Source organism: uncultured Kluyvera sp. (assembly GCF_902485085.1).
GTDB lineage: Bacteria > Pseudomonadota > Gammaproteobacteria > Enterobacterales > Enterobacteriaceae > Kluyvera > Kluyvera ascorbata.
The window spans coordinates 1-22,662 of record NZ_CABTJS010000004.1 but is presented as its reverse complement, the minus strand read 5'-3'; the positions used below and the strand labels follow the sequence as shown (position 1 = coordinate 22,662).

Annotated in this window: 19 protein-coding genes and 2 pseudogenes; 10 read left to right on the top strand and 11 right to left on the bottom strand. The window is 53.0% G+C overall.

What is annotated here, in order from left to right:
• Window position 1: 1 nt before the first annotated feature.
• Window positions 2-268, bottom strand: a complete 267-nt coding sequence (locus tag RDN66_RS00425) for a DUF333 domain-containing protein (RefSeq protein WP_202215820.1) — start codon at window positions 266-268, stop codon at window positions 2-4.
• Between the two features lie 309 nt (window positions 269-577).
• On the opposite strand from RDN66_RS00425, the gene nifJ reads away from it, so the two are divergent.
• Together nifJ and ompC are read left to right on the top strand one after the other, a co-directional pair.
• Entirely contained in the window at window positions 578-4,105 is a 3,528-nt protein-coding gene (nifJ, locus tag RDN66_RS00420; RefSeq protein WP_308537443.1) for a pyruvate:ferredoxin (flavodoxin) oxidoreductase, read from the top strand.
• A gap of 761 nt (window positions 4,106-4,866) precedes the next feature.
• Window positions 4,867-6,021 (top strand): porin OmpC, encoded by a 1,155-nt coding sequence (ompC, locus tag RDN66_RS00415; RefSeq protein ID WP_202215822.1) that lies wholly within the window; start codon window positions 4,867-4,869, stop codon window positions 6,019-6,021.
• Between the two features lie 58 nt (window positions 6,022-6,079).
• Here ompC and RDN66_RS00410 read toward each other — a convergent pair whose 3' ends face one another.
• Genes RDN66_RS00410 through RDN66_RS00400 form a run of 3 tightly spaced genes read right to left on the bottom strand, consistent with a single transcriptional unit; the run spans window position 6,080 to window position 7,840 of the window.
• Window positions 6,080-6,364 (bottom strand): heavy-metal-associated domain-containing protein, encoded by a 285-nt coding sequence (locus RDN66_RS00410; protein WP_202215823.1) that lies wholly within the window; start codon window positions 6,362-6,364, stop codon window positions 6,080-6,082.
• Complete coding sequence (locus RDN66_RS00405) at window positions 6,361-6,717, bottom strand: hypothetical protein (protein WP_115074230.1); 357 nt, start codon at window positions 6,715-6,717, stop codon at window positions 6,361-6,363. Before RDN66_RS00405 ends, RDN66_RS00410 begins: the two co-directional genes overlap by 4 nt.
• Window positions 6,695-7,840 (bottom strand): transglutaminase-like domain-containing protein, encoded by a 1,146-nt coding sequence (locus RDN66_RS00400; protein WP_202215824.1) that lies wholly within the window; start codon window positions 7,838-7,840, stop codon window positions 6,695-6,697. Before RDN66_RS00400 ends, RDN66_RS00405 begins: the two co-directional genes overlap by 23 nt.
• 227 nt (window positions 7,841-8,067) lie before the next feature.
• Here RDN66_RS00400 and RDN66_RS00395 point away from each other — a divergent pair, with 227 nt between their 5' ends.
• Window positions 8,068-8,607, top strand: coding sequence for a DUF2058 domain-containing protein (locus RDN66_RS00395; RefSeq protein WP_181814569.1), 540 nt, complete (start codon window positions 8,068-8,070; stop codon window positions 8,605-8,607).
• Window positions 8,608-8,684: 77 nt separating this feature from the next.
• On the opposite strand, the gene RDN66_RS00390 is transcribed toward RDN66_RS00395, so the two are convergent.
• A complete protein-coding gene (locus RDN66_RS00390) occupies window positions 8,685-9,383 on the bottom strand; it encodes an RluA family pseudouridine synthase (protein WP_202215825.1) in 699 nt (232 codons plus the stop codon).
• Window positions 9,384-9,780: 397 nt separating this feature from the next.
• On the opposite strand from RDN66_RS00390, the gene RDN66_RS00385 reads away from it, so the two are divergent.
• The 3 genes and pseudogenes from RDN66_RS00385 (at window position 9,781) to ttcA (ending at window position 11,848) form a co-directional block, all read left to right on the top strand.
• Complete coding sequence (locus tag RDN66_RS00385) at window positions 9,781-10,476, top strand: outer membrane protein (protein ID WP_202215826.1); 696 nt, start codon at window positions 9,781-9,783, stop codon at window positions 10,474-10,476.
• A gap of 265 nt (window positions 10,477-10,741) precedes the next feature.
• Window positions 10,742-10,866, top strand: a pseudogene (locus RDN66_RS24245) (site-specific integrase); the annotation flags it as partial.
• 46 nt (window positions 10,867-10,912) lie between these two features.
• A complete protein-coding gene (gene ttcA, locus RDN66_RS00375) occupies window positions 10,913-11,848 on the top strand; it encodes a tRNA 2-thiocytidine(32) synthetase TtcA (RefSeq protein ID WP_035895287.1) in 936 nt (311 codons plus the stop codon).
• A 48-nt stretch (window positions 11,849-11,896) separates the two neighbouring features.
• Here ttcA and dbpA read toward each other — a convergent pair whose 3' ends face one another.
• The 3 genes from dbpA to RDN66_RS00360 all read right to left on the bottom strand — a co-directional run bounded on the left by dbpA (window position 11,897) and on the right by RDN66_RS00360 (window position 15,979).
• Window positions 11,897-13,270: an ATP-dependent RNA helicase DbpA gene (gene dbpA / locus RDN66_RS00370; RefSeq protein ID WP_308537442.1), complete on the bottom strand. Its 1,374-nt coding sequence runs from the start codon at window positions 13,268-13,270 to the stop codon at window positions 11,897-11,899.
• A 333-nt stretch (window positions 13,271-13,603) separates the two neighbouring features.
• On the bottom strand, window positions 13,604-14,587 hold the full coding sequence (zntB, locus tag RDN66_RS00365; RefSeq protein WP_035895307.1) for a zinc transporter ZntB: 984 nt from the start codon (window positions 14,585-14,587) through the stop codon (window positions 13,604-13,606).
• 225 nt (window positions 14,588-14,812) lie between these two features.
• The gene (locus RDN66_RS00360) at window positions 14,813-15,979 is read right to left on the bottom strand and encodes a methyl-accepting chemotaxis protein (protein ID WP_202215828.1); all 1,167 of its coding nucleotides are present in this window, start codon (window positions 15,977-15,979) and stop codon (window positions 14,813-14,815) included.
• Window positions 15,980-16,344: 365 nt separating this feature from the next.
• Between RDN66_RS00360 and RDN66_RS00355 the strand changes: the two genes are divergently transcribed.
• From RDN66_RS00355 to RDN66_RS00345, 3 genes are all read left to right on the top strand, one after another.
• Window positions 16,345-18,483, top strand: coding sequence for an EAL domain-containing protein (locus RDN66_RS00355; protein ID WP_308537441.1), 2,139 nt, complete (start codon window positions 16,345-16,347; stop codon window positions 18,481-18,483).
• 134 nt (window positions 18,484-18,617) lie between these two features.
• Complete coding sequence (locus tag RDN66_RS00350) at window positions 18,618-19,469, top strand: aldo/keto reductase (RefSeq protein ID WP_202215830.1); 852 nt, start codon at window positions 18,618-18,620, stop codon at window positions 19,467-19,469.
• An 18-nt stretch (window positions 19,470-19,487) separates the two neighbouring features.
• Window positions 19,488-20,477 (top strand): aldo/keto reductase, encoded by a 990-nt coding sequence (locus RDN66_RS00345; RefSeq protein ID WP_035895294.1) that lies wholly within the window; start codon window positions 19,488-19,490, stop codon window positions 20,475-20,477.
• A gap of 37 nt (window positions 20,478-20,514) precedes the next feature.
• Here the strand turns inward: RDN66_RS00345 and RDN66_RS00340 are convergent, their stop codons facing one another.
• Window positions 20,515-20,973, bottom strand: a complete 459-nt coding sequence (locus RDN66_RS00340; protein WP_202215831.1) for a DMT family transporter — start codon at window positions 20,971-20,973, stop codon at window positions 20,515-20,517.
• A gap of 3 nt (window positions 20,974-20,976) precedes the next feature.
• Window positions 20,977-21,411: a DMT family transporter gene (locus RDN66_RS00335; RefSeq protein ID WP_202215832.1), complete on the bottom strand. Its 435-nt coding sequence runs from the start codon at window positions 21,409-21,411 to the stop codon at window positions 20,977-20,979.
• A 94-nt stretch (window positions 21,412-21,505) separates the two neighbouring features.
• Between RDN66_RS00335 and RDN66_RS00330 the strand changes: the two genes are divergently transcribed.
• On the top strand, window positions 21,506-22,441 hold the full coding sequence (locus RDN66_RS00330) for a LysR family transcriptional regulator (protein ID WP_202215833.1): 936 nt from the start codon (window positions 21,506-21,508) through the stop codon (window positions 22,439-22,441).
• Window positions 22,442-22,490: 49 nt separating this feature from the next.
• Here the strand turns inward: RDN66_RS00330 and RDN66_RS00325 are convergent.
• Window positions 22,491-22,662: pseudogene (locus RDN66_RS00325) on the bottom strand (transketolase); the annotation flags it as partial.

The window sequence follows — 22,662 nt, the reverse complement described above, 5'->3', positions numbered from 1 at the left end:
CTCAATAGCTACCGCAGCTTCCTACCGCCAGAGATTGCTCGCTGCAACGCTTACCGTTTGGCAGCGCGCACATCCCGATGCTGGAACCGTCCAGCTGGCGGGCAGCGGAAAGCGTTCCGCCAATCATCGCGCAGTTTGCTTCGCCTGAGCTGGACATTGCCGCTCTCATCCCTGGCGTAACGTGTGCCGCGGTGGCCTGCTGTTCAGGTTCACTGCTGCACGCGGACAACAAAAGCGCCACACACCCCACAAAAAAAGCAGCTCGCATCACTTCCCTCCGAATCGCAAAAACAGGAACAAACCTATGCATCATAGGCACCGAGCGCACGTACGTCGAGAGAGGAAGCGCGCATTTATGCACCTCAGAAACATTTTCTGTCAATTTTGTGGCGAAAAACATTCACATCATTGATGTAGACGCTCCCCAAGGACACAAAAGCAAAAATGATTCAGCGCGGGGTTTGCTAAACTTCATCTAACATCATCGACAAGAGCGATGAGTCTATTAAGTATAAATTTCCGGTCTGCGGCTATGCCCATGGACCACTTTTCTGCGCAATGTAAGGTGTCATAACCCATGATCACAACTGACGGTAATGGTGCGGTCGCCTCGGTGGCGTTCCGAACCAGTGAAGTCATCGCCATTTACCCGATCACGCCGAGTTCAACGATGGCCGAGCAGGCCGATGCCTGGGCGGGAAATGGGCTTAAAAACGTGTGGGGCGATGTTCCGCGCGTGGTCGAAATGCAGTCCGAAGCCGGTGCGATTGCCGCCGTGCACGGCGCGTTGCAGACCGGTGCGCTGTCGACCTCTTTCACTTCATCGCAGGGTCTGCTGCTGATGATCCCGACGCTTTATAAACTGGCCGGTCAGCTGACCCCGTTTGTATTGCACGTCGCGGCGCGTACCGTAGCAACCCACGCGCTCTCTATTTTTGGCGATCACTCCGACGTCATGGCTATCCGCCAGACCGGTTGCGCAATGCTGTGCGCCGGTAGCGTGCAGGAAGCGCAGGACTTTGCGCTGATTTCGCATATCGCCACGCTGAAAAGCCGCGTGCCGTTTATTCATTTCTTCGACGGTTTCCGCACCTCGCACGAAATCAACAAAATCGTGCCATTGGCGGATGACACCATTCGCGGGCTGCTGCCGCAGGATGAAATTGCCGCACATCGCGCCCGTGCGCTGAACCCAGAGCATCCGGTCATTCGCGGCACCTCCGCAAACCCGGATACCTACTTCCAGTCTCGCGAAGCCACAAACCCGTGGTACAACGCAGTATACGACCACGTTGAACAGGCAATGGCTGACTTCGCTGATGCTACCGGCCGTCACTACAAACCGTTCGAGTACTACGGCCACCCGCAGGCTGAACGCGTTATCGTCATCATGGGCTCCGCGATCGGCACCTGTGAAGAAGTGGTGGATGAACTGCTGACCCGCGGCGAGAAAGTCGGCGTGTTGAAAGTGCGTCTTTATCGCCCGTTCTCCGCGCAGCATTTATTGCAGGCGCTGCCGGAAAGCGCGCGTAGCGTCGCCGTACTTGACCGCACCAAAGAGCCGGGCGCCCTCGCCGAACCGCTGTATCTTGACGTTATGACCGCGCTGGCGGAAGCTTTTAATCAGGGTGAACGTGAAACCCTGCCGCGCGTGATTGGCGGCCGCTATGGTCTGTCATCAAAAGAGTTTGGCCCGGACTGCGTGCTGGCTATCTTTAATGAACTTTCAGAAGCGAAGCCAAAACCGCGCTTCACCGTCGGCATTTACGATGACGTCACCAACCTCTCCCTGCCGCTACCGGAAAATACGTTGCCCTCGCACGCGCGCCTGGAAGCGCTGTTCTACGGGCTTGGCAGCGACGGTAGCGTCTCGGCGACCAAGAACAACATTAAGATAATCGGTAACTCCACGCCGTGGTTCGCACAGGGTTACTTTGTCTACGACTCCAAAAAGGCCGGCGGCCTGACGGTCTCTCACCTGCGCGTCAGCGATACGCCAATTCGCTCCGCCTATCTGGTAGCGCAGGCTGATTTCGTCGGCTGCCACCAGCTGCAGTTTATTGATAAATACCAGATGGCAGAGCGCCTGAAGCCCGGCGGTATTTTCCTGCTCAATACGCCTTACAGCGCTGATGAAGTCTGGGCGCGGCTGCCGCAGGAAGTGCAGGCCGTACTGAATCAGAAAAAAGCGCGCTTCTACGTGATTAACGCGGCGAAAATCGCCCGTGAATGCGGGCTCGCCGCGCGTATTAACACCGTAATGCAGATGGCTTTCTTCCATCTGACGCAGATCCTGCCGGGCGATAGCGCGCTGATGGAGCTGCAAAACGCCATCGCCAAAAGCTACAGCAGCAAAGGTCAGGACCTGGTTGAACGTAACTGGCAGGCGCTGGCACTGGCGCGCGAGTCGCTGTTTGAAGTCCCGCTGCAGCAGGTCAACTCCACCAGCCCGAACCGTCCGCCGGTAGTGTCCGATGCCGCGCCAGATTTCGTCAAAACCGTGACCGCCGCGATGCTCGCTGGGCTTGGCGATGCGCTGCCGGTCTCCGCGTTGCCGCCGGACGGCACCTGGCCGGTGGGCACCACCCGCTGGGAGAAACGCAACATTGCCGAAGAGATCCCCATCTGGAAAGAAGATCTCTGTACCCAGTGTAACCACTGCGTCGCCGCCTGCCCGCACTCGGCGATTCGTGCCAAAGTGGTGTCTCCAGAAGAGATGGAAAACGCCCCGACCTCCCTGCACTCTCTGGACGTGAAATCCCGCGATATGCGCGGCCAGAAATACGTGCTGCAGGTCGCGCCTGAAGATTGCACCGGCTGTAATCTGTGCGTTGAAGTGTGCCCGGCAAAAGATCGTCAGGACCCAAGCATCAAGGCCATCAATATGATGTCCCGCCTGGAACACGTTGAAGAGGAGAAAGTGAACTACGACTTCTTCCTCGACCTGCCGGAAATCGACCGCAGAAAGCTGGAACGTATCGATATTCGTACCTCGCAGCTGATTACCCCGCTGTTTGAATACTCCGGCGCCTGCTCCGGCTGCGGCGAAACGCCGTATATCAAACTGCTGACCCAGCTGTACGGCGACCGCATGCTGATTGCCAACGCCACCGGTTGTTCTTCTATCTACGGCGGCAATCTGCCTTCTACGCCGTACACCACCGATGCCAACGGTCGCGGCCCGGCATGGGCCAACTCGCTGTTTGAAGATAACGCCGAATTTGGTCTGGGCTTCCGCTTAACGGTCGATCAGCATCGTCAGCGCGTAATGCGTCTGCTGGACGGTTTTGTCGAACATATTCCAGCTGAGCTGAACGAAGCGCTGCACGCCGACGCTACGCCAGAGGTACGCCGTGAACAGGTCACTGCACTGCGTAACGCGCTGAAAGGTGTTGAAGGTGCCGAAGAGCTGCTGACCGACGCCGATGCGCTGGTAGAGAAGTCTATCTGGCTGATTGGCGGCGACGGCTGGGCCTACGATATTGGCTTCGGTGGTCTCGATCATGTGATGAGCCTGACCGAGAACGTCAATATTCTGGTGCTCGATACCCAGTGTTACTCCAACACCGGCGGCCAGGCTTCAAAAGCGACGCCGCTCGGTGCGGTTACCAAGTTTGGCGAGCACGGCAAGCGCAAAGCGCGTAAAGATCTCGGCGTCAGCATGATGATGTACGGTCATGTTTATGTGGCGCAGATTTCGCTCGGTGCGCAGCTTAACCAGACGGTGAAAGCGATTCAGGAAGCGGAGTCCTATCCGGGGCCGTCCATCATCATCGCCTACAGCCCTTGTGAAGAGCACGGCTACGATCTGGCCTTAAGCCACGATCAGATGCGGCAGCTTACGGCAACCGGCTTCTGGCCGCTGTTCCGCTTCGACCCACGTCGCGGTGATGAAGGCAAAATCCCGCTGGCGCTGGACTCTCGTCCACCGTCTGACGCGCTCGCCGAAACGTTGATGAACGAACAGCGTTTCCGCCGTCTGAACAGTCAGCAGCCAGAAGTGGCCGAGCAGCTGTGGAAAGACGCGGCGGAAGATTTGCAGAAGCGCTATGACTTCCTCGCGTTAATGGCAGGGAAAGCCGAGAAGCCTACTCCGCAGGAATAACCGCTGAGATCGATAACCGCCTTCATATTGAAGGCGGTTTTTTATCCAGTACGTGGTTAATTTCACCTATACGATTATTCCAATGCGCCATCATATTGATTCATGTAAATCTGAGCCGGATAAACGAATATCAGAAACATTTAGTTTTATGCTGTCGATCACATTATCTAATCCGTCACGGGTAAATTTCCACCTTCCAAGTTTAGAAACTCACTCAACCATCATTTTATTATCGACGTTCAGTATCGTCGCAACGATATTGATTTTCCGGCCTGCACCCTTCTATTTTTCATTCTTGTCTAATATTGCTTCAGTAATCACACTATTGAAACAGCGTAATAATTGCGCAGAAGAGAAATCCATTACATCAGCTTCACGATCTGTTGATACAAGCCACCAGAGCTGACAACCCATTCAAAAACAAAGAAATAAAAAAAGCCCGAATGAGGGTTCGGGCTTGTCATTTCATATGACGAAGAAGTTAAATGACACACGGCAACATAAATACGTTGTGTGACAAAAAGGCATATAACGCAGGTAGATTACGTCAGCGAATATTATTTGTATAATTTTTATTTTATATATTTAATGACAATTCATTCATGGTATTTATCATCATTTCATTTGAATCATATACTTTAGATTTTACTCATGCTGTAACAAATGTTATTTACCATCTCAGAAAGGTCTCCTTTAGGATTGCCTTACTTCCTCTATTTGAGTGGAAGTGCGCGAATAAAAAAACTAAAGGAATAATTTCAATGAACAGAAAAGTACTGGCCCTCGTTATCCCTGCGCTGTTAGCAGCAGGCGCAGCTCATGCCGCAGAGGTTTATAATAAAGACGGCAATAAATTAGACATCTATGGCAAGGTAGATGGTCTGCGTTACTCATCTAGCAATTCCAGCAGCGATGGCGATCAGAGCTACGTTCGTTTCGGCTTTAAAGGCGAAACTCAAATTAACGATATGCTGACTGGTTACGGCCAGTGGGAATATAACGTTCAGGCGAACAACAGCGAAAGTGACACTGGCAACGCATGGACTCGTCTGGGCTTTGCAGGTCTGAAATTCGGCGATTACGGTTCATTCGATTACGGTCGTAACTACGGCGTACTGTACGACGTAGAAGGCTGGACCGATATGCTGCCAGAATTCGGCGGTGACTCCTACACCAACGCTGACAACTTTATGACTGGTCGTGCTAACGGTGTTGCTACGTACCGCAACAACGATTTCTTCGGTCTGGTTGATGGCCTTAACTTTGCGCTGCAGTATCAGGGTAAAAACGAAAATCAAGGCGGCGAAGGCGACAACGCTTACGGCACCAACAACCGTAGCGATGGCAATACCCGTAAAGACAACGGTGACGGCTTCGGTATGTCCACTTCTTACGATCTGGGTATGGGTGTAAGCGCTTCTGCTGCATACGCAACGTCCGATCGTACTAACGACCAGATCACCAACAGCAATGCTGGTGGTGATAAAGCTGATGCATGGACCGTTGGTCTGAAATATGATGCAAACAATATCTACCTGGCATCTATGTATTCTGAAACCCGCAACATGACTCCGTACGGTAATCTCAACGGCGTTGCAAATAAAACTCAGAACTATGAAGTGACTGCACAGTACCAGTTCGACTTCGGTCTGCGTCCAGCAATTTCTTATCTGCAGTCTAAAGGTAAGGATCTGGGTGTTACGACCAATACCAAAACTAGTACTTCCTATGCAGCTGGCGGCGACAAAGACCTGGTTAAATACCTGGATCTGGGCGCAACCTACTACTTCAACAAAAACATGTCCACCTACGTTGATTACAAAATCAACCTGCTGGACGGTAACGACAGCTTCTACGCTGACAACGGTATCAACACCGATAACGTGGTTGCACTGGGCCTGGTTTACCAGTTCTAATGCAACAAAAAACCCGCTGGCAACAGCGGGTTTTCTCTTTTACCACATCAGCGCAGCCTTACTGCACCGCGCTTTCTCCGTGAATCTCACCTTTAAACCCGGTTTTGGCAATCGCCGCCAGCAGCTGCTGGTTATCGAAATTCTCCGGCACCACCACTTCAGCCTGACGTGTTTTAAGCGACGCTTTCGCCTTGATAACGCCGTCGGTCGTCCGCAACGCCTGGTTAATCGAAATCACGCACAGCGGGCAGTTCATCTCACCAATATCAATGGTCACCAGCTTATCGACGGCCCAGCCTAGCGGCGTGAATAGCATCAACGCCAGGCAAACTGCTTTTTTCATTCCATCCACTCCCAAATCCAGGGCAGAACATAAGGATAGGTGATAAGCGCCAGTACCAGCGGTACCGACAGCCAGTAGAGCCACACCAGCACCCGACGGCTCACCACGTTGACGCACACCGGCTTCGATGACAGATGCAGGCGCCAGAAACCCCGCGCCATCAACCCTACCGCCACCACAATCATCGGGAACTGCAGCCAGGAAGCACCGGGGATCCCCACCAGCCCTGCCGCTGAGATACCAAACAGCAGATACAGTAACGGCCCAATGCAACAAAGCGTTGATGCACCAGCGGCGACAATCGCCGCCAGCAGCGTCAGTACACCGCCCTTAATGCTGTTCGACGCTGACATAGTCGTAGCTAAAGACAGCAGAATCGTAGAAGTTCAGCGGGTCGCCATCAACTTCCGCATACGGGTAGCCCAGGTTATTGACGTCACCTTGCTCAGCCGCTGGCGACAGCGCGAAATCACGCGCGTGGTTGAAGCCCACCCAGTTCATCTCCCAGTTGCCGAACAGATAGTCGTTTACTGCCGTTACCGCCGAGTCGCCGTTCTCTTTTTTCTCGGTCAGACGCATTTTGGTCACATCCGCTGGGTCAGCAGGCATCCAGCCAAAACCCGCCAGCCAGAACATCGCGCGGCAGTGCTGGCCACCGCTGACTTTAGCCACTCCCTGCGCATCGGCGCTGCCGAAGGCTTTTTTCGAGTAACCATCGAGTTTACGACTCGCGCCCAGGCGAATACCGAACATTTCACGCGCCGGGATCCCGACCGCGCGGCACAGCGCGACAAACACCGAGTTAATATCGGTACATTTACCGCCCAGCTTACCGGTTTTCAGAATTTCACCCACATCGCCGGTACCGCAGCCAATCACCGCATCATCACGATGCATATGCGTACTCACCCAATCGTGAATCAGACGCGCCTGCTTAAGCGGGGCTTTTTCATTGCCGATAATTTTCAGCGCAGTCTCTTTCACCAGACCATCCACCGGAATATGCGGAGTTGCCTGTAGGAATGGCTTGATTTCGTCTGGGATGACGACGCCTTCCACCGGCAGTTGCCAGTCGGCAAGACGGTTTTCTTTCAGCACTTCCCAATCACGGGTTTCAATTTCCATTTCCACTTTGATATCCAGCGGGCCACCAGAGGCAGGCCAGGTCACAAAGAGCACTTTCGCACCGTAACGGTTATTGGCATTGAGGGTAGCGCTTTGGTAATTCCCGCTAAAAGAGAGGTCAAGCAACTGCTGGAAAGCCGTGTCTTCCGGGATAGGGATCCACAAATTAACCTTGCCAGAAGAGCCCTCAGGGGCCTTAAGGCTGTAGGTCTGGGTCATAACAAAACGGCGGGATTTGCCTGAAGATGAAACGGCAGGCTTAGCAACAGCTTCGGTTTTTGCAAAAACCGGGCTCACCAGCCCAAGGGTGGAGAGTGCCGCGGCACCTTTCAGAAAGTTACGCCTTTCCATTGTGTTTCCTTCATCACCAGAAAAAGCTGGCGCTTAACCCCGCACCTGCGGAGGTTGGCCGCTATTATGCGGCTACGCATTCATCGCCACAATAATTTACGGGGCATTAAAGGCCCAAAATGCCAAGCCGATGCCGGACAACGCGCCACTCGAGACCTATAATCTGGCAACGTGACAAACATTACGGGTATAATCCCCGCTATTATTCATCAAATTCAGAAGCGAAAATGACAAAACTTACCTTACAAGAGCAGATGCTAAAAGCGGGATTAGTCTCCAGTAAAAAAGTGGCCAAGGTCCAGCGTACGGCGAAAAAATCGCGCGTTCAGGCTCGTGAGGCAAGAGAAGCGGTCGAAGAAAATAAGAAGGCGCAGCTTGAGCGCGATAAGCTGCTCAGCGAGCAGCAAAAGCAGGCCGTGTTATCGAAAGAGTATAAAGCCCAGGTGAAGCAGCTTATCGAGATGAACCGCGTCATGCCGGGTCGAGGCGATATTAGCTTTAACTTTACCGACGGCAGCATCATCAAAAAAATCACGGTCGATAAGCTGACGCAGACTCAGTTGATTAACGGGCGCCTCGCCATCGCGCGTCTGGCAACCCAGAGCAACGGTGATAGCGAATATGCGATTATCCCAGCGATCGTGGCAGAAAAAATCGCTCAGCGCGATGCCAGCAGCATTGTTCTGCACAGCGCCCTAAGCCAGGAAGTCCAGGACGAAGACGATCCGTACGCAGATTTCAAAATCCCTGACGATCTAATGTGGTAAGCATTATTTCATGTCGGCCTGATAAGCGAAGCGCCATCAGGCTATGCCCAAAAGCCCTCACGGGCTTTTTTTATTGCTCAAAAAGGGCTAGCGTGACGCGCATTGACCACTTCACCACTCGCGGGGTGAACAAAATTCAGCGCGCTGGCATGCAGCATCAGCCTTGGCGCATGCTCGGCGCCCGCCATCAGTAGACCACCGTACAGATCGCAACCCAGAATCGGATGCCCCAATTGCTGACAGTGAATCCGCAACTGATGCGTACGGCCGGTTTCCGGGGTTAATGTGACCCGCGTCAACGGCAACGGCGTTCCCCCTTCTCCCTGCTGGAAAAAACGTGCATCAACCCGATAATGAGACCGCGCCGGTTTTCCCTGGATCGGGCAAATCGTCATACGCGGGAACCGCGCCGGATCCTTAGCAATCTCCGCGTCAATAATCCCTTCATCATGTTCCAGATGACCACACAGTAAAGCGCTGTATTCCTTCGTCACGCTGCGCTGGCTAAACTGCTGGCACAGAGCTGCATTAATGGCTTTATTGCGCGCCACTACCATAAGCCCGGAGGTGCCAAAATCAAGACGGTGAACCAGCGTACAGCCAGGGAAATCATCTACCAGCCGGTAGTGTACTGAATCGAGGTTCTGCGGATTTTTCCCCGATAGACTCAGTAACCCGGCAGGCTTATTGATAAGCAGCAGATGTTCATCTTCATAGAGGATCTCTATCTCGGCGGAACACGGTGGAGCGATAAAAGTATCAACAATTGTAGACATCAGGCGGCCAGCGTAGCGAAGGTGCCGGGATAATAGCGAAATTCCCGTCTGCTGGCGAATCAGTTGTTTCGGTGATCGCCTGCTAACGGAACAGGTTAGCCGCGCGGACGGTGCTGATTATATTATCGCGAAACTGCTTTAATATTCTGGAGAACAATACCTATGCCATTTGGCCTAATACGCCATACCAAATAGCCATTATTATATACACCAATAACAACAATCATTAATCCAACCAATAAAATTATAGAGGCATATATTTACTATGCCATTGTCCTTTTTTGTTACATTCACTATTAATTAAAAGAAGATTCAAGCGAAGTTATAAATTGCATTAAAATCCATTACAGGAATAATACACAGGCTTGATCAATTTACTTCATTCATAGGTATTTAAATGAAACGTGCACTACTTGTCTCTGCATTAATGGTTTCTTGTTCTACTTTTGCAGCGTCAAATCAGCTTGATCAATGGACTGGTTTTTATGCAGGGGGCAATCTCGGTTATGGCTCAGGCCACAGTCGCGATGAAGGGAATTCAAGCTCCTGGGGCGATTCTATCGACGGTGTGGTCGGTGGTATTCAGGTTGGTCATAACTGGCAGTTCGATAATAATATCGTACTGGGCGTGGCAGCGAACCTGAACCTGTCTGATATGGGCGATGATTTCAAAAACAGTGCCCACGATCAGTACGACCCGTATGATGGCTCCGTTGATATCAAACAGAACGGTTCTGTCGATGTCCTGATGGGCTATGCTTTTGACCGCATTCTTCCATACGTAAAAGTGGGCGTGACTGTCGCAAAACAAGATTTCACGATGGGTTGCCACAAAGGCGATACCGCGGTAACGAATGGCTGTAAGAACGCAGAATTCAATACCAGCGCATCAAATATCTCTGCAGGTATGAATGTCGGTGCAGGTGTTCAATATCGCGTAACCGAGAATTTATCTGCGGGTATTGAATATACATACGTTGATTTAGGAACGTCTTCCGTTTATCTGCACGATCCTAACTTCCCAGATTATGGTTCTCGTGACTTTAATACTTCTTACAGTACCACCACGCTTAACGTAAACTATCTCTTCTGATAGCCAGCATCACGGAAACTATATTTCCCCCAGGAACGTAGGCATCCGATAACAACATAATATTTGCATTCTTAATTATTTTGAATGGCGATGCGCCACGTCTGATAAATCTCATCAGCATAATAAGGCTGTCGAAAATATTATCTGTCAGGCCCATTATTTTAATGGGCCTTCTACTTTACACCATACTCTCTGATGAGAGCCTACCCCAGCCCCCTTCCACGCCCGCCTCGCGCAGGTCGGCTCCAGAATTAGATGTCTCAACGCTGTAAAACGTGCTGACATTCACCGTCGTAATCCGTACCATACACGCCACACATTCGCTGATTCGCTTTTGACCGGTCAGCGCGAGACAGGTCTTTTATCGCAAATCAAATGGACGGGAAGACGCTGTGTTCGGCCTGAATATCCATTTAGATTTTTGAGTAACCATTAAATGCAACAAAATCAAGAAATTAGCCAAAAAGAAAAATACAATCTGAACAAGTTACAGAAGCGCCTGCGCCGTAACGTGGGTGAAGCCATCGCTGACTTCAACATGATTGAAGACGGCGACCGCATTATGGTTTGCCTGTCCGGTGGTAAAGACAGCTACACCATGCTGGAAATTTTGCGCAACCTGCAGCAGAGCGCCCCTATCAGCTTCAGCCTGGTGGCGGTAAACCTCGACCAGAAACAGCCGGGCTTCCCGGAGCACATTCTGCCAGAGTATCTGGAGAAACTGGGCGTAGAGTATAAGATTGTCGAAGAGAACACCTACGGCATCGTGAAAGAGAAAATCCCGGAAGGGAAAACCACCTGCTCGCTCTGCTCCCGTCTGCGTCGCGGTATTCTGTACCGTACCGCCACTGAACTCGGGGCGACCAAAATCGCGCTGGGCCACCACCGTGACGACATCCTGCAAACGCTGTTCCTGAATATGTTCTACGGCGGCAAAATGAAAGGTATGCCGCCGAAGCTGATGAGCGACGACGGCAAACATATCGTTATTCGTCCGCTTGCTTATTGCCGCGAAAAAGATATCGAGCGTTTCTCTGAGGCTAAAGGGTTCCCAATCATTCCATGCAACCTGTGCGGTTCGCAGCCAAACCTGCAGCGTCAGGTGATCGCGGACATGCTGCGCGACTGGGACAAACGTTATCCAGGCCGTATCGAGACCATGTTCAGCGCGATGCAGAACGTGGTGCCATCTCACCTGAGCGATATCAACCTGTTTGATTTCAAAAGTCTGACCCACGGCGGTGAAGTCATTAACGGCGGTGACCTGGCGTTTGACCGTGAAGAGATGCCGTTACAGCCGGTAGGCTGGCAGCCAGAAGAAGAAGACGGTCAGTTGGATGAGCTGCGTCTGAACGTTGTCGAAGTGAAGTAATACGATTGTCGCGTCTCAGGTCTGGGCCTGAGACGCGTTATTCCGCGCTTATTTAAGCAGACGCACTCGGCACGCCTTGCCTTTGATTTTCCCTTTCTGCAGCAGTTTCCACGCCTGATGCGCCACGCCTTCGCGAACCGCCACGTAAACGTGTGCTGGATGAACGTCGATTTTACCGATATCCGCCCCTACCAGCCCAACCTCACCGGTTAACGCGCCCAGCACGTCACCTGCACGCATTTTGGCTTTCTTGCCGCCGTCGATGCACAGCGTCATCATTTCTGGCTCCAGCGGCACAACGCGCGCTTTACCCGGCTCAGCCATCCAGTTGAGTTTAATCTGCAGCATTTCAGCAAGAATATTGGCGCGCTGGGCTTCTTCCGGTGCACAGAAGCTGATTGCCAGCCCGCTGTTACCGGCACGAGCGGTACGTCCAATGCGGTGCACGTGAACTTCCGGGTCCCACGCCAGTTCGTAGTTCACCACCATCGCCAGCGATTTTATGTCCAGACCGCGTGCCGCTACGTCGGTTGCCACCAGAATACGCGCGCTGCCATTAGCAAAACGCACTAGCGTCTGGTCGCGGTCACGCTGTTCGAGGTCGCCGTGCAGCACGATGGTGCTCTGGCCCGCAGCATTCAGCTCTTCATAGACCGCCTGGCAATCTTTTTTGGTGTTACAGAACACCACGCAAGACGCCGGCTGATGCTGACTCAACAGCTGCTGCAACAGGGCGATTTTGCCGTGACGCGGCACGTCGAAGAACTGCTGCTCAACGGCTGGCAGCGCATCGACGGAATCAATTTCGATGGTTTCCGGCGAGCGCTGAACGCGACCGCTGATCGCCGCGATGGCGTCCGGCCAGGTCGCGGAGAACAGCAGCGTCTGGCGAGACGCTGGCGCAAAGCGAATAACTTCATCGATAGCGTCACTAAATCCCATATCAAGCATACGGTCCGCTTCATCCATCACCAGCGTTTGCAGCGCATCCAGAGAAACGGTGCCTTTTTGCAGGTGATCCAGCAGACGCCCCGGCGTCGCCACAATTATATGCGGCGCGTGCTGCAGCGAGTCGCGCTGCGCACCGAAAGGCTGGCCGCCGCACAGCGTAAGCACTTTAATGTTTGGCAGGAAACGCGCCAGACGACGAATTTCCCCAGCGACCTGGTCTGCCAGCTCACGAGTTGGGCACAGCACCAGCGATTGTGTCTGATACAGACCCGCATCCACATGTTGCAGCAGGCCTAAACCAAATGCTGCCGTTTTGCCGCTACCGGTTTTTGCCTGTACCCGCACATCCTTTCCAGCAAGGATGGCTGGCAGCGCGGCCGCCTGTACCGGGGTCATAGAGAGATAGCCCAGGTCGTTAAGGTTTTCGAGCTGGGATGCGGGGAGGATATTCAGGGAGGCAAAAGCGGTCACGGTGTAGTTCTCACGAATTAGGGGCTGACGTTCAGCAGGCGCGTATCCTCGCAGATCTCGCCGCGGGATGCGACAACTAATCAACGAGTGTAGCCAGGGTAGCGGAAAAAAAGACAAAAAAAAGCCGACTATTCTAAGCCGGCGTCGTACGAATCAATTGTGCTATGCAGTAATTCAAAAAAAGGAAGTAAGACAATATGGAGCGCAACGCCCATCGCTTGACGTTGCATTCACCTGCAGGAACGATATTGCCTCGATTGGAGCGCTGGTTTATTGACCTCGCTCAAATTAAGTTGCGTTATCGTCACCTGACGGAATATAAAAGATGACTTTTTACAACCAGTTACTGCGGTGTAACCACCACGTAACACCCCCAATGAGTACGACCAGCATAATACAAAAGAGGGAGAAGCCCAGATGCGAACCACCGCCGGGAATACCACCCAGGTTGACACCAAATAGGCCGGTCAGAAAAGTGCTGGGTAAGAACACCATGGCCATCAGGGACATCGTGTAGGTGCGACGCGAAAGCGACTCTTGCATCATCTGCGCGATTTCGTCGGTCATCACGGCGGTGCGAGCGATACAACCGTCAATCTCATCCAGCCCGCGGCCAAGTCTGTCAGCAATGTCCTGCATCCGTCGGCGCTGATCGTCAGTCATCCACGAGAGCCGTTCACTGGACAAGCGCGCGTACACATCGCGCTGCGGTGCCATATAGCGTCGCATCACGATAAGCTGTTTGCGCAGCAGCGCCAGGAAGCCACGCGGCGGCACCTGCTGCTCAAGCAGATTGTCTTCAAGGTCGATAATTTTGTCATGCAGCTGTTCGATAAACTCGCTCGCGTGATCTGTCAGCGCATCGCATACGTCCACCAGCCAGGAGCCGCAATCCGTTGGACCGCTGCCCTCCTGCAGGTCACTCACCACATCATCCAGCGCCAGCACTTTTCTCTGCCGCGTAGAGACAATCATGCGTTCATCAATATAGAGACGCATTGCCACCAGTTGGTCAGGGCGTTCGTCGGTACTACCGTTAATACAGCGCAGCGTTATTAGCGTTCCCTCACCTAATCGACTGACGCGTGGCCGCAGGCTTTCGCCAGCAAGCGCATCACGTACCGTTTGGGGCAGCAGTGGCGTTGTTGCCAGCCATTCGGCGCTGTCGGGATGGGTGTAATTCATGTGCAGCCAGCACGGGTTATCTTTGCTGACGGTTTCATCATCGGTCAGGGGTCTGACTCCACCCTGACCGTCGAGTAACCACGCAAATACCGCATCAGGTACGTTCAGTTCTGATCCCTTTATGGCTTCCACTTCGCCTCCGATCACGACTATTCATCCTGATAGTCTAGCTATCTGCTTTTGTTAAGCAATAAGAGCGTGTGCCATAGCGCTGAAATTGTTCACAAAAGGTGGTAGGTAGAGGTGATTGGATTCGTGCTTCCTTGCCGTTGTAGGCCGGATAAGCGAAACGCCATCCGGCCTACAGGGAACGCTTCAGCGGTTGAAGCGTTATCAACAACGAAAACCCTGCAAACCCTAAAACGACTGCCAAAAATCCTTATCATGGCTCCCCGCCACCGCTGGCTGCAACGCCCCCACCGGAGGCGCATCAGCCGCCCGTGGCTCCCCTCCGATACGGAAGTTCTGCGTCCGCGACTGCAACTCAATAACCTGATGCTTCAGAACATCAGACGACCGCGCCAGCTCCTCAACCACCATCCCATTACTCTGGGTCACGGTTTCCAGCTCCGTCAGCGCCTGAGTGATCTGGTCAATCCCCTTTTCCTGCTCATTGGTTGAGACGGCAATCTGCTCCATCAGGCTGTTGAGCTCACCAGACCCCGCGACGATGTCCTGCATATTCTTCTCGGCTTCGGCCACAATATTCGCCCCTTGCGTCACGTTATCGCTGGTCACGCTAATCAGGGTCTTAATACTTTTTGCCGCCTCGGCGCTGCGATGTGCCAGATTGCGCACCTCACCGGCTACCACCGAGAATCCTTTACCATGATCGCCCGCTCGGGCTGCCTCTACCGCCGCGTTCAGCGCCAGAATATTCGTCTGGAACGCAATGCCATCAATCATGGCAATGATTTCAGTCATCTGACGAGCACAGTCGGTGATCGACTGCATATTGTTCGCCACTTCACCCATCAGCGCGCCACCTTTACGGGCGCACTGAGTCGCATCGCCCGCCCGCTCGCTGGCCAGCCTGGTATGCTCGGCGTTGTTTTTGGTGCTCGCCGCAATCTCTTCCATGCTGGAAGCCGTCTGCTGAAGCGTCGCCGATTGTTCTTCGGTTTTGACCGCCAGTTCCGCACTGCGGTTAGCCAACTGTTCGGATAGGGACATGGCTGAATCAGACGAAGCGCGAATCTCCGCCACCAGCGTAGAGATATTATTCGATAAGTTATTGATACCCGGAATTAAGCGCCCTGCGCAGTTATTACCGAATATAGGAATACGCACCGACAAATTCCCATCATTAACTTCGTCAATGCTGCGTTTAACCGCGTTAATCGGTGTGACGAGATATTTCGTCATATAAAGCCAGAGCAACCCTAGTGCCGCCAGCCATACAATATTGATGGCAAAATGCAAGAATATATTCTTCGATAATATTAAACAGATCACATCTGCAATAAGAAAGACCGCCAGAATAAATACCAGGATAAAAGTTCGGACGCTAATGTTTTTAAACATAATCTACTCCCCAACTCCTGCTGTGTCATTTTGTTATATCACCAGAAGTTGCATTTTCCAGACTATTTCCATGTTTTTAAGTAGTTTAATTGTTAGCAACGTTAGTTTTACTTTTTGCAGATTTTTAAACCAACCAAAGTAAAACTGACAAAACCAAAAATCACAGCAACAGTTAAGCACCCATAAAATAAGAACAATATAAAAAAGCAAGACTTAATGTTCACTGGCATTTCATTACTCGTTAGCCATGCTTAATAATACCCAATGACGAAAAAAGAGCGTCTGAGAAGTGCTTTTTCATTGTGTAAATTTAGGAATTTACTGATAGATTAATTAAATCACGTTTATGAAAAGGTATGGATTGCATGATGCTGCACGCTTCGTGGGACCCGATACTAGTCGGTATTTCATTTCTGGTGGCCTTCATTGCGTCTTTCGTTGCGCTTGATAGTGCTGCAAAAATTGCCGCTTCTAATAAAAAGGCGGCCATCTTCTGGCGTATTACCGGCGGCGCGACGCTAGGCATTGGTATTTGGTCAATGCACTTTATCGGCATGTTGGCAATGAAAATGCCGATGCCGATGAGCTATCACCTTGAGCTCACGGTTATTTCCTTATTAGCCGCGATTATTGCCTCTTCATTGGCCATTAATATTGCGGTCGCTGGCAATACGTTATCACTAAAACGCCTCTGTATTGCTACCGCCCTGCTCAGCTCCGGGGTCGTAACCATGCACTATGTCGGCATGGCGGCGCTGATGGCCCACGACGAAATCACCTGGAGCATTCCGCTGATTATCGCCTCGGTCATCATTGCTATCGTGGCGTCATGCGTAGCCCTTTGGCTGGCTTTCAGCCTGCGCCTTAACAGTAAAGGAGTACTGCTAACCCGCGTCGGCGCGGCGTTCGCCATGGGTATTGCCATCGCCGCCATGCACTACACCGGCATGAGCGCCGCCACCTTTACCGGCCATAGTCATATGATGATGAACCACGGCGCTATGGTCAGCGAAGAGGGTCTCTCTATCTGGGTATCGGTCACTACGCTGCTACTGCTGGGGCTGATGCTGATGATTTCCATGGTGGATTCGCAGGTTCGCACCACGCGCCTGACGGAAAATTTACAGCGCCTTAATCAACAGCTGGAACAACAGGCGCGCTTCGACGGGCTGACGGGGCTTGCAAACCGCAGCCAGATTGACATGCGGCTGCTGGCCTGCCTGCATCAATCACGCCTGGCCGGCAGCTCTTTCGCGCTGGTGCTGATGGATCTCGACCGTTTTAAATTAATTAACGATGCCTGGGGCCACCACGTTGGCGATAACCTGCTGGTGTCCGTCGCGAACCGCATGAGCGCCTGTATTAATCCCAAAATGACGCTCGCGCGCATTGGTGGGGATGAGTTTATCCTGCTTGCACCAGACTGTAATGAAGCGGAAATTGCCGATATTTGCACCCGCATGGTGGAGAGCATTCGTCGTCCGTTTTATCACTCCGGACAAATCCTGCAGATCTCATTAAGCGTGGGAATAAGTCTTTATCCCGGCCACGGTGAAACGCCTCAGGAACTGAAACTCTCCGCAGACACGGCGATGTATCACGTGAAGCACAGCGGTCGTAATGGCTGGGTTTTCTATCATGAATCGATGCTCGACAGCACCTGGCAAGGGGCACATTTTCTGCAGGATCTAACCCAGGCGCTGGATCGCGGTCAGTTTGAGCTGTGGTATCAGCCCAAGTATCACGTCAAAGAACAGCGTATTTACGGTTTTGAAGCCCTCCTGCGCTGGCGGCATCCGAAAAAAGGGATCCTGCTGCCCGAGGTTTTCCTGTCTACGCTACAGAATACGGGGCTCATTGTCTCGGTTGGGAACTGGATTGTGGACCAGGCCTGCCAGCAGTTGCACAAATGGAGTCTGTCAGGGCATGACGATTGGACGGTATCGTTGAATATCTCTCCGGTACAATTTGAGCAGCAGAATTTTTATGAGCGAGTCTGCGACGCGCTGGTACGCCATCACGTTTCCCCTACTCGCCTGACCATTGAGCTTGCGGAAACCACCGCGCTCCACGGCTTTGACCGCAGCGTGCAGATTTTTAACGATTTCTGTCGCATCGGGATCACCATATCTATCGACAACTTCGGCGTGGGTTATTCCAATATGCTGGCGCTGCAGGATCTCCCCGCCGGTGAGCTGAAAATCGATAAAAGCTTTATGAAGGATATGCGGGAAAACAGCAAACACGTCAGAATTGTCTCCACCATCATTAACATCGCCCATTCGATGAATATGGACGTCGTGGCCGAAGGTATAGAGACTCAGGAACAGCAGCGGATCCTCAGCGGGCTTGGCTGCGATGCCCTCCAGGGCTTCTGGTTCTCTGACCCAGTACCAGCGGAAGATATTGAGGTCATGCTAAATAATCTGCCGCTAACCGGCGCCCCGAACTCCCCCGCCACCCTGCGCCGGGATATTTCCTCCGGTAAGAAGCGTCAGGCCTGAAGTCTGGTGAGCGGTATTCCACCGCTCACCAGACTGATTCATGAATTTTGATCATTACCGTTAGAGAATACCCCCCTCTAATCAAATAAATCTCCCCGCGCTATCCTTCTTCTACTCAGAAAAAGGATAACGCCATGCAAACAGTAAAACTGAACAACGGTATTGTGATGCCTCTGCAGGGCTTCGGGGTTTATCAGATGACCGATGCCTCAGAATGCGAGCGTGCGGTGCTTGATGCCCTGGATACCGGCTACCGGTTAATTGATACTGCCGCTTCCTACCAGAATGAAACCCAGGTTGGCAATGCTCTGAAGCAGAGCGGCATCGCCCGCGACGAACTATTTATCACCACCAAGCTGTGGCTGCAGGGTACCAGCTATGATGGGGCCAAAGCCCAGTTTGAACGATCGCTGAACCGCCTGCAGTTGGACTACGTCGACCTCTATCTCATCCACCAACCTTTCGGCGACATACACGGCGCATGGCGCGCTATGGAAGAGCTGCACCAGGCGGGGAAAATTCGCGCCATTGGGGTCAGTAACTTCCACCCGGACAGGCTCGCCGACCTGATGGCTTTTAATACCGTCGTGCCCGCCGTTAACCAGGTTGAAGTTAACCCGTTTAACCAGCAGCTTCACGCCACGCCGTGGATGCAAAGTCACGGCATCCAGCCGGAAGCCTGGGCACCATTTGCCGAGGGCCGTAACGGCCTGTTTGAGCACCCGACGCTTACCGCCATCGGCAAAAAATACGGGAAAAGCGTTGGCCAGGTGGTATTGCGCTGGCTGCTGCAGCGCGGCATTGTGTCGCTCGCAAAATCCGTGCGCAAAGCGCGTATGGTCGAAAACTTTGCCATTAACGACTTTACGCTGAGCGATGACGACATGCTGCACATCGCTGCGCTGGATACCGCCACCAGCGCCTTTTTCTCCCACCGTGATCCGGCCATCGTTGAGTGGCTAGCAGCCCGCAAACTCGACGTTTAACCCCATAAGGAATCTGCAATGCAACAGAGAACGCTCGGCCAGTCTGGCCTGAAAGTATCCGCACTTGGGCTTGGCTGCATGGGGCTTAGCTACGGCTACGGCCCTGCAACAGACACCCGTCAAGCGGTAGAACTGATTCGCGCCGCCGTTGAGCGCGGGGTGACCTTTTTTGACACCGCCGAAGTCTACGGCCCTTACCTCAATGAAGAGGTGGTCGGCGAAGCACTGAAGCCGTTTCGCGACCGCGTAGTCATTGCCACCAAGTTTGGCTTTACCTTCGGTGATGACAACAAGCAGCAGATTTTAAACAGCCGCCCGGAGCATATCCGTAAAGCGGTAGAAGGTTCGCTTAAGCGCTTAAAAACCGACGTTATCGACTTACTCTATCAGCACCGCGTTGACCCGGATGTCCCGATTGAGGACGTTGCAGGCGTGGTTAAAGACCTGATTGCCGAGGGTAAGGTGAAACATTTTGGTCTTTCCGAAGCCGGGGCGCAGACCATTCGCCGCGCGCATGCGGTACAGCCCGTTACTGCACTGCAAAGCGAATACTCTATGTGGTGGCGTGAACCGGAGCGAGAAATCATCCCGCTGCTCGAAGAGCTGGGGATCGGTTTTGTGCCATTCAGCCCGCTGGGCAAAGGTTTTCTGACCGGGGCCATTACCACCGACACCGCCTTTGGTAGCGATGATTTCCGCAGCAAAGTGCCGCGCTTCCAGGCGGAAGCCCGCGAGGCTAACGCGCAACTGCTGACCGTACTGGCAGACCTGGCCGCCGAGCGCGGGATCACCCCCGCACAAATTGCGCTCGCCTGGCTGCTGGCACAAAAACCGTGGATAGCTCCCATTCCGGGTACCACCAAGCTGCACCGGCTGGAGGAAAACCTGGGGGCGGCAGAAATTGTGCTAACGGCCAGCGATCTGCAAAAAATTACCCTGGCGCTGGATGCGATTAAGATTGTGGGCGATCGTTATCCTGCATCCATTCAGGCGCGCGTCGGACGATAAAAATGACAATGGCCTGTGACTTTGACAGGCCATTTTTTCACGCGTTAACCGTCGCTGCCTTACTGCTTGAATAGATAAAATAGAGCGCAATGCCTAAACAAACCACCGCCCCCAAACGGGTATAGGTGAAGTGGATAGACGCGTTGCCCAGCCAACCAAAGTGGTCAATCAGCATGCTCATAGCCAGTTGGCCGAAAATAACCGCCACCGTGGCGATGCCGGTACCAATTCGCTGTACCGCCACGACCATAATCACGATGTACGGGACGCCGAGCATCGCCCCCATCAGCTGCCATTTTGGCACGTCCAGTAACGTTACCGTCTGCACCGGTTCGAAATAGAAAATCAGCAGCGCCGTCACTAACGCACCCACCGAGAAGGTCAGGAATGCACTTTTCAATACCCCCACCTGGCTACCAAGCCGACCGTTGATTGCCGCCTGAACGCTCAGCGTCGCACCGCCCAATACCGCCAATAGCATCATGATAACTATCATTATTTACCCTCTTGCCACCAGCAGCAGCGCCGCCATAATAAAGCCCAACGCGTACAGACGCTGTACGTTGATTTTACGGTGCGGCGTGCCAAACAGGCCGTAATGGTCAATCAGCAGACTTTTGAAAACCTGCCCCGCTAGTACGCCAATCATCGTCATCGCCACGCCAATAATCGGTGCCGCCACCGTGAGGATCACCACGTAGATAGGCCCGAGCACCCCACCCAATAACGTCCAGCCCGGCTGGGCAAAAAATGAGGGCCCAGAGCGCGGGCTGAAAAACAGCATCAGTAAAAACGTCAGTACCGCACCGACGCCGAAGATGCTGAACGTCGCCCATAAATCACCCACTTCCCCGCCGAGCGGACCCAGAATCCCGGCTTCAATTGACAGCCCCATACCGCCGGCTATCACCAGCGCAATCAGTAACAGTTGCATCACTACCCCCTTCGTTAAGGCGGATGAAGATAGTCGATTTTGATTGTGATAAAAATGGTATAAGTGAAGAAACACTTTTTCAGGATTTGCATTAATGTTCGATCTCAGCGCGGTGAATATCCGCACCCTGTTGTTCTTTATTGCGGTGTACGATGCGCAAAGTTTTTCCGTTGTCGCCCGCAAAGAAGGGGTCTCAGCATCGATGATTTCGCGCACCATGCAGCAGTTTGAAGAAGCTATCGGTCAGCAGCTGTTTTATCGCAATACGCGTTCGGTTATCCCAACAGAAGCCGCCCGGCAGCTCATTGAACATGTCCGTACCATTGCCGATGAGCTTGAGCAAGCGAAAGAAACGCTGCAAAGCCGCGCCGCCTCACCGTCTGGCATGGTGCGTATCAACGCGCCGGTCTTTTTTGGCCAGCGACACATAGCCCCCGCCCTTGTCGGGCTCGCCGAGAGCTACCCGACGTTGCAGGTTGAGCTGACGTTAACCGATGATTTTGTCGACCCGCACCGGGAGGCTACCGACGTCATTTTTCGTATTGGCGCCCTGACCGACTCGGCGTTTCACGCCCGGGTGTTTGGCAATCAGCATTACCATCTGGCCGCCTCGCCTGCCTATCTGCGCCAGCACGGCGCGCCGCAATCACCGGGTGATATCCAGCAGCATGCGTGTCTGGTTTATAAAGGTTCATCGGGCCCTAACCGCTGGCTGCTGAAGCAAGGTGAAGCACCGTGGGTTCACTACCCGCTGTTGCCGAAGCTGATTTCCAATAACGCCGACGCGCTGCTGTCTGCCGCACTCGGGGGTATGGGGCTGGTGCTGTTTCCTGACTGGCTTATCGGTGACTGCCTGAAAAATGGCACGCTGGTTAAGCTGTTAGCGGATTTTGATGCAGCGATTCATACCGAAGCGCAGCAGATTGCAGCACTCTATCCGAACGCTCGCCTCCCGCCGCTGAACGTGCGGGCGGTGATTGATTATTATGTAGAAAGATTTGGCACCCCGCCGTATTGGCAGGTGAAGTAGATAGCCCGGCGTTGCTGCACGTGGCCGGGCTACCGTGAGGAAAAACGAATTACAGCAGCGCTCTCGCCTTTTCCAGCACATTATCTACGGTGAAGCCGAACGCTTTGAACAGCAGATCCGCTGGCGCAGACTCACCGAAGGTGGTCATGCCAACGATAGCACCGTTCAGGCCCACGTATTTGAACCAGTAGTCTGCGATGCCCGCTTCGATTGCCACGCGT

What these genes read in the sequence shown, in the direction of transcription:
- RDN66_RS00360 (WP_202215828.1), bottom strand. Translation starts at nt 15,979, where the DNA reads ATGTTTAAAAACATTAGCGTCCGAACTTTTATCCTGGTATTTATTCTG.
- RDN66_RS00355 (WP_308537441.1), top strand. Translation starts at nt 16,345, where the DNA reads ATGATGCTGCACGCTTCGTGGGACCCGATACTAGTCGGTATTTCATTT.
- RDN66_RS00400 (WP_202215824.1), bottom strand. Translation starts at nt 7,840, where the DNA reads ATGGAAAGGCGTAACTTTCTGAAAGGTGCCGCGGCACTCTCCACCCTT.
- RDN66_RS00385 (WP_202215826.1), top strand. Translation starts at nt 9,781, where the DNA reads ATGAAACGTGCACTACTTGTCTCTGCATTAATGGTTTCTTGTTCTACT.
- RDN66_RS00395 (WP_181814569.1), top strand. Translation starts at nt 8,068, where the DNA reads ATGACAAAACTTACCTTACAAGAGCAGATGCTAAAAGCGGGATTAGTC.
- ttcA (WP_035895287.1), top strand. Translation starts at nt 10,913, where the DNA reads ATGCAACAAAATCAAGAAATTAGCCAAAAAGAAAAATACAATCTGAAC.
- RDN66_RS00390 (WP_202215825.1), bottom strand. Translation starts at nt 9,383, where the DNA reads ATGTCTACAATTGTTGATACTTTTATCGCTCCACCGTGTTCCGCCGAG.
- RDN66_RS00410 (WP_202215823.1), bottom strand. Translation starts at nt 6,364, where the DNA reads ATGAAAAAAGCAGTTTGCCTGGCGTTGATGCTATTCACGCCGCTAGGC.
- ompC (WP_202215822.1), top strand. Translation starts at nt 4,867, where the DNA reads ATGAACAGAAAAGTACTGGCCCTCGTTATCCCTGCGCTGTTAGCAGCA.
- RDN66_RS00335 (WP_202215832.1), bottom strand. Translation starts at nt 21,411, where the DNA reads ATGCAACTGTTACTGATTGCGCTGGTGATAGCCGGCGGTATGGGGCTG.
- RDN66_RS00425 (WP_202215820.1), bottom strand. Translation starts at nt 268, where the DNA reads ATGCGAGCTGCTTTTTTTGTGGGGTGTGTGGCGCTTTTGTTGTCCGCG.
- RDN66_RS00340 (WP_202215831.1), bottom strand. Translation starts at nt 20,973, where the DNA reads ATGATAGTTATCATGATGCTATTGGCGGTATTGGGCGGTGCGACGCTG.
- RDN66_RS00350 (WP_202215830.1), top strand. Translation starts at nt 18,618, where the DNA reads ATGCAAACAGTAAAACTGAACAACGGTATTGTGATGCCTCTGCAGGGC.
- RDN66_RS00405 (WP_115074230.1), bottom strand. Translation starts at nt 6,717, where the DNA reads ATGTCAGCGTCGAACAGCATTAAGGGCGGTGTACTGACGCTGCTGGCG.
- RDN66_RS00345 (WP_035895294.1), top strand. Translation starts at nt 19,488, where the DNA reads ATGCAACAGAGAACGCTCGGCCAGTCTGGCCTGAAAGTATCCGCACTT.
- nifJ (WP_308537443.1), top strand. Translation starts at nt 578, where the DNA reads ATGATCACAACTGACGGTAATGGTGCGGTCGCCTCGGTGGCGTTCCGA.
- RDN66_RS00330 (WP_202215833.1), top strand. Translation starts at nt 21,506, where the DNA reads ATGTTCGATCTCAGCGCGGTGAATATCCGCACCCTGTTGTTCTTTATT.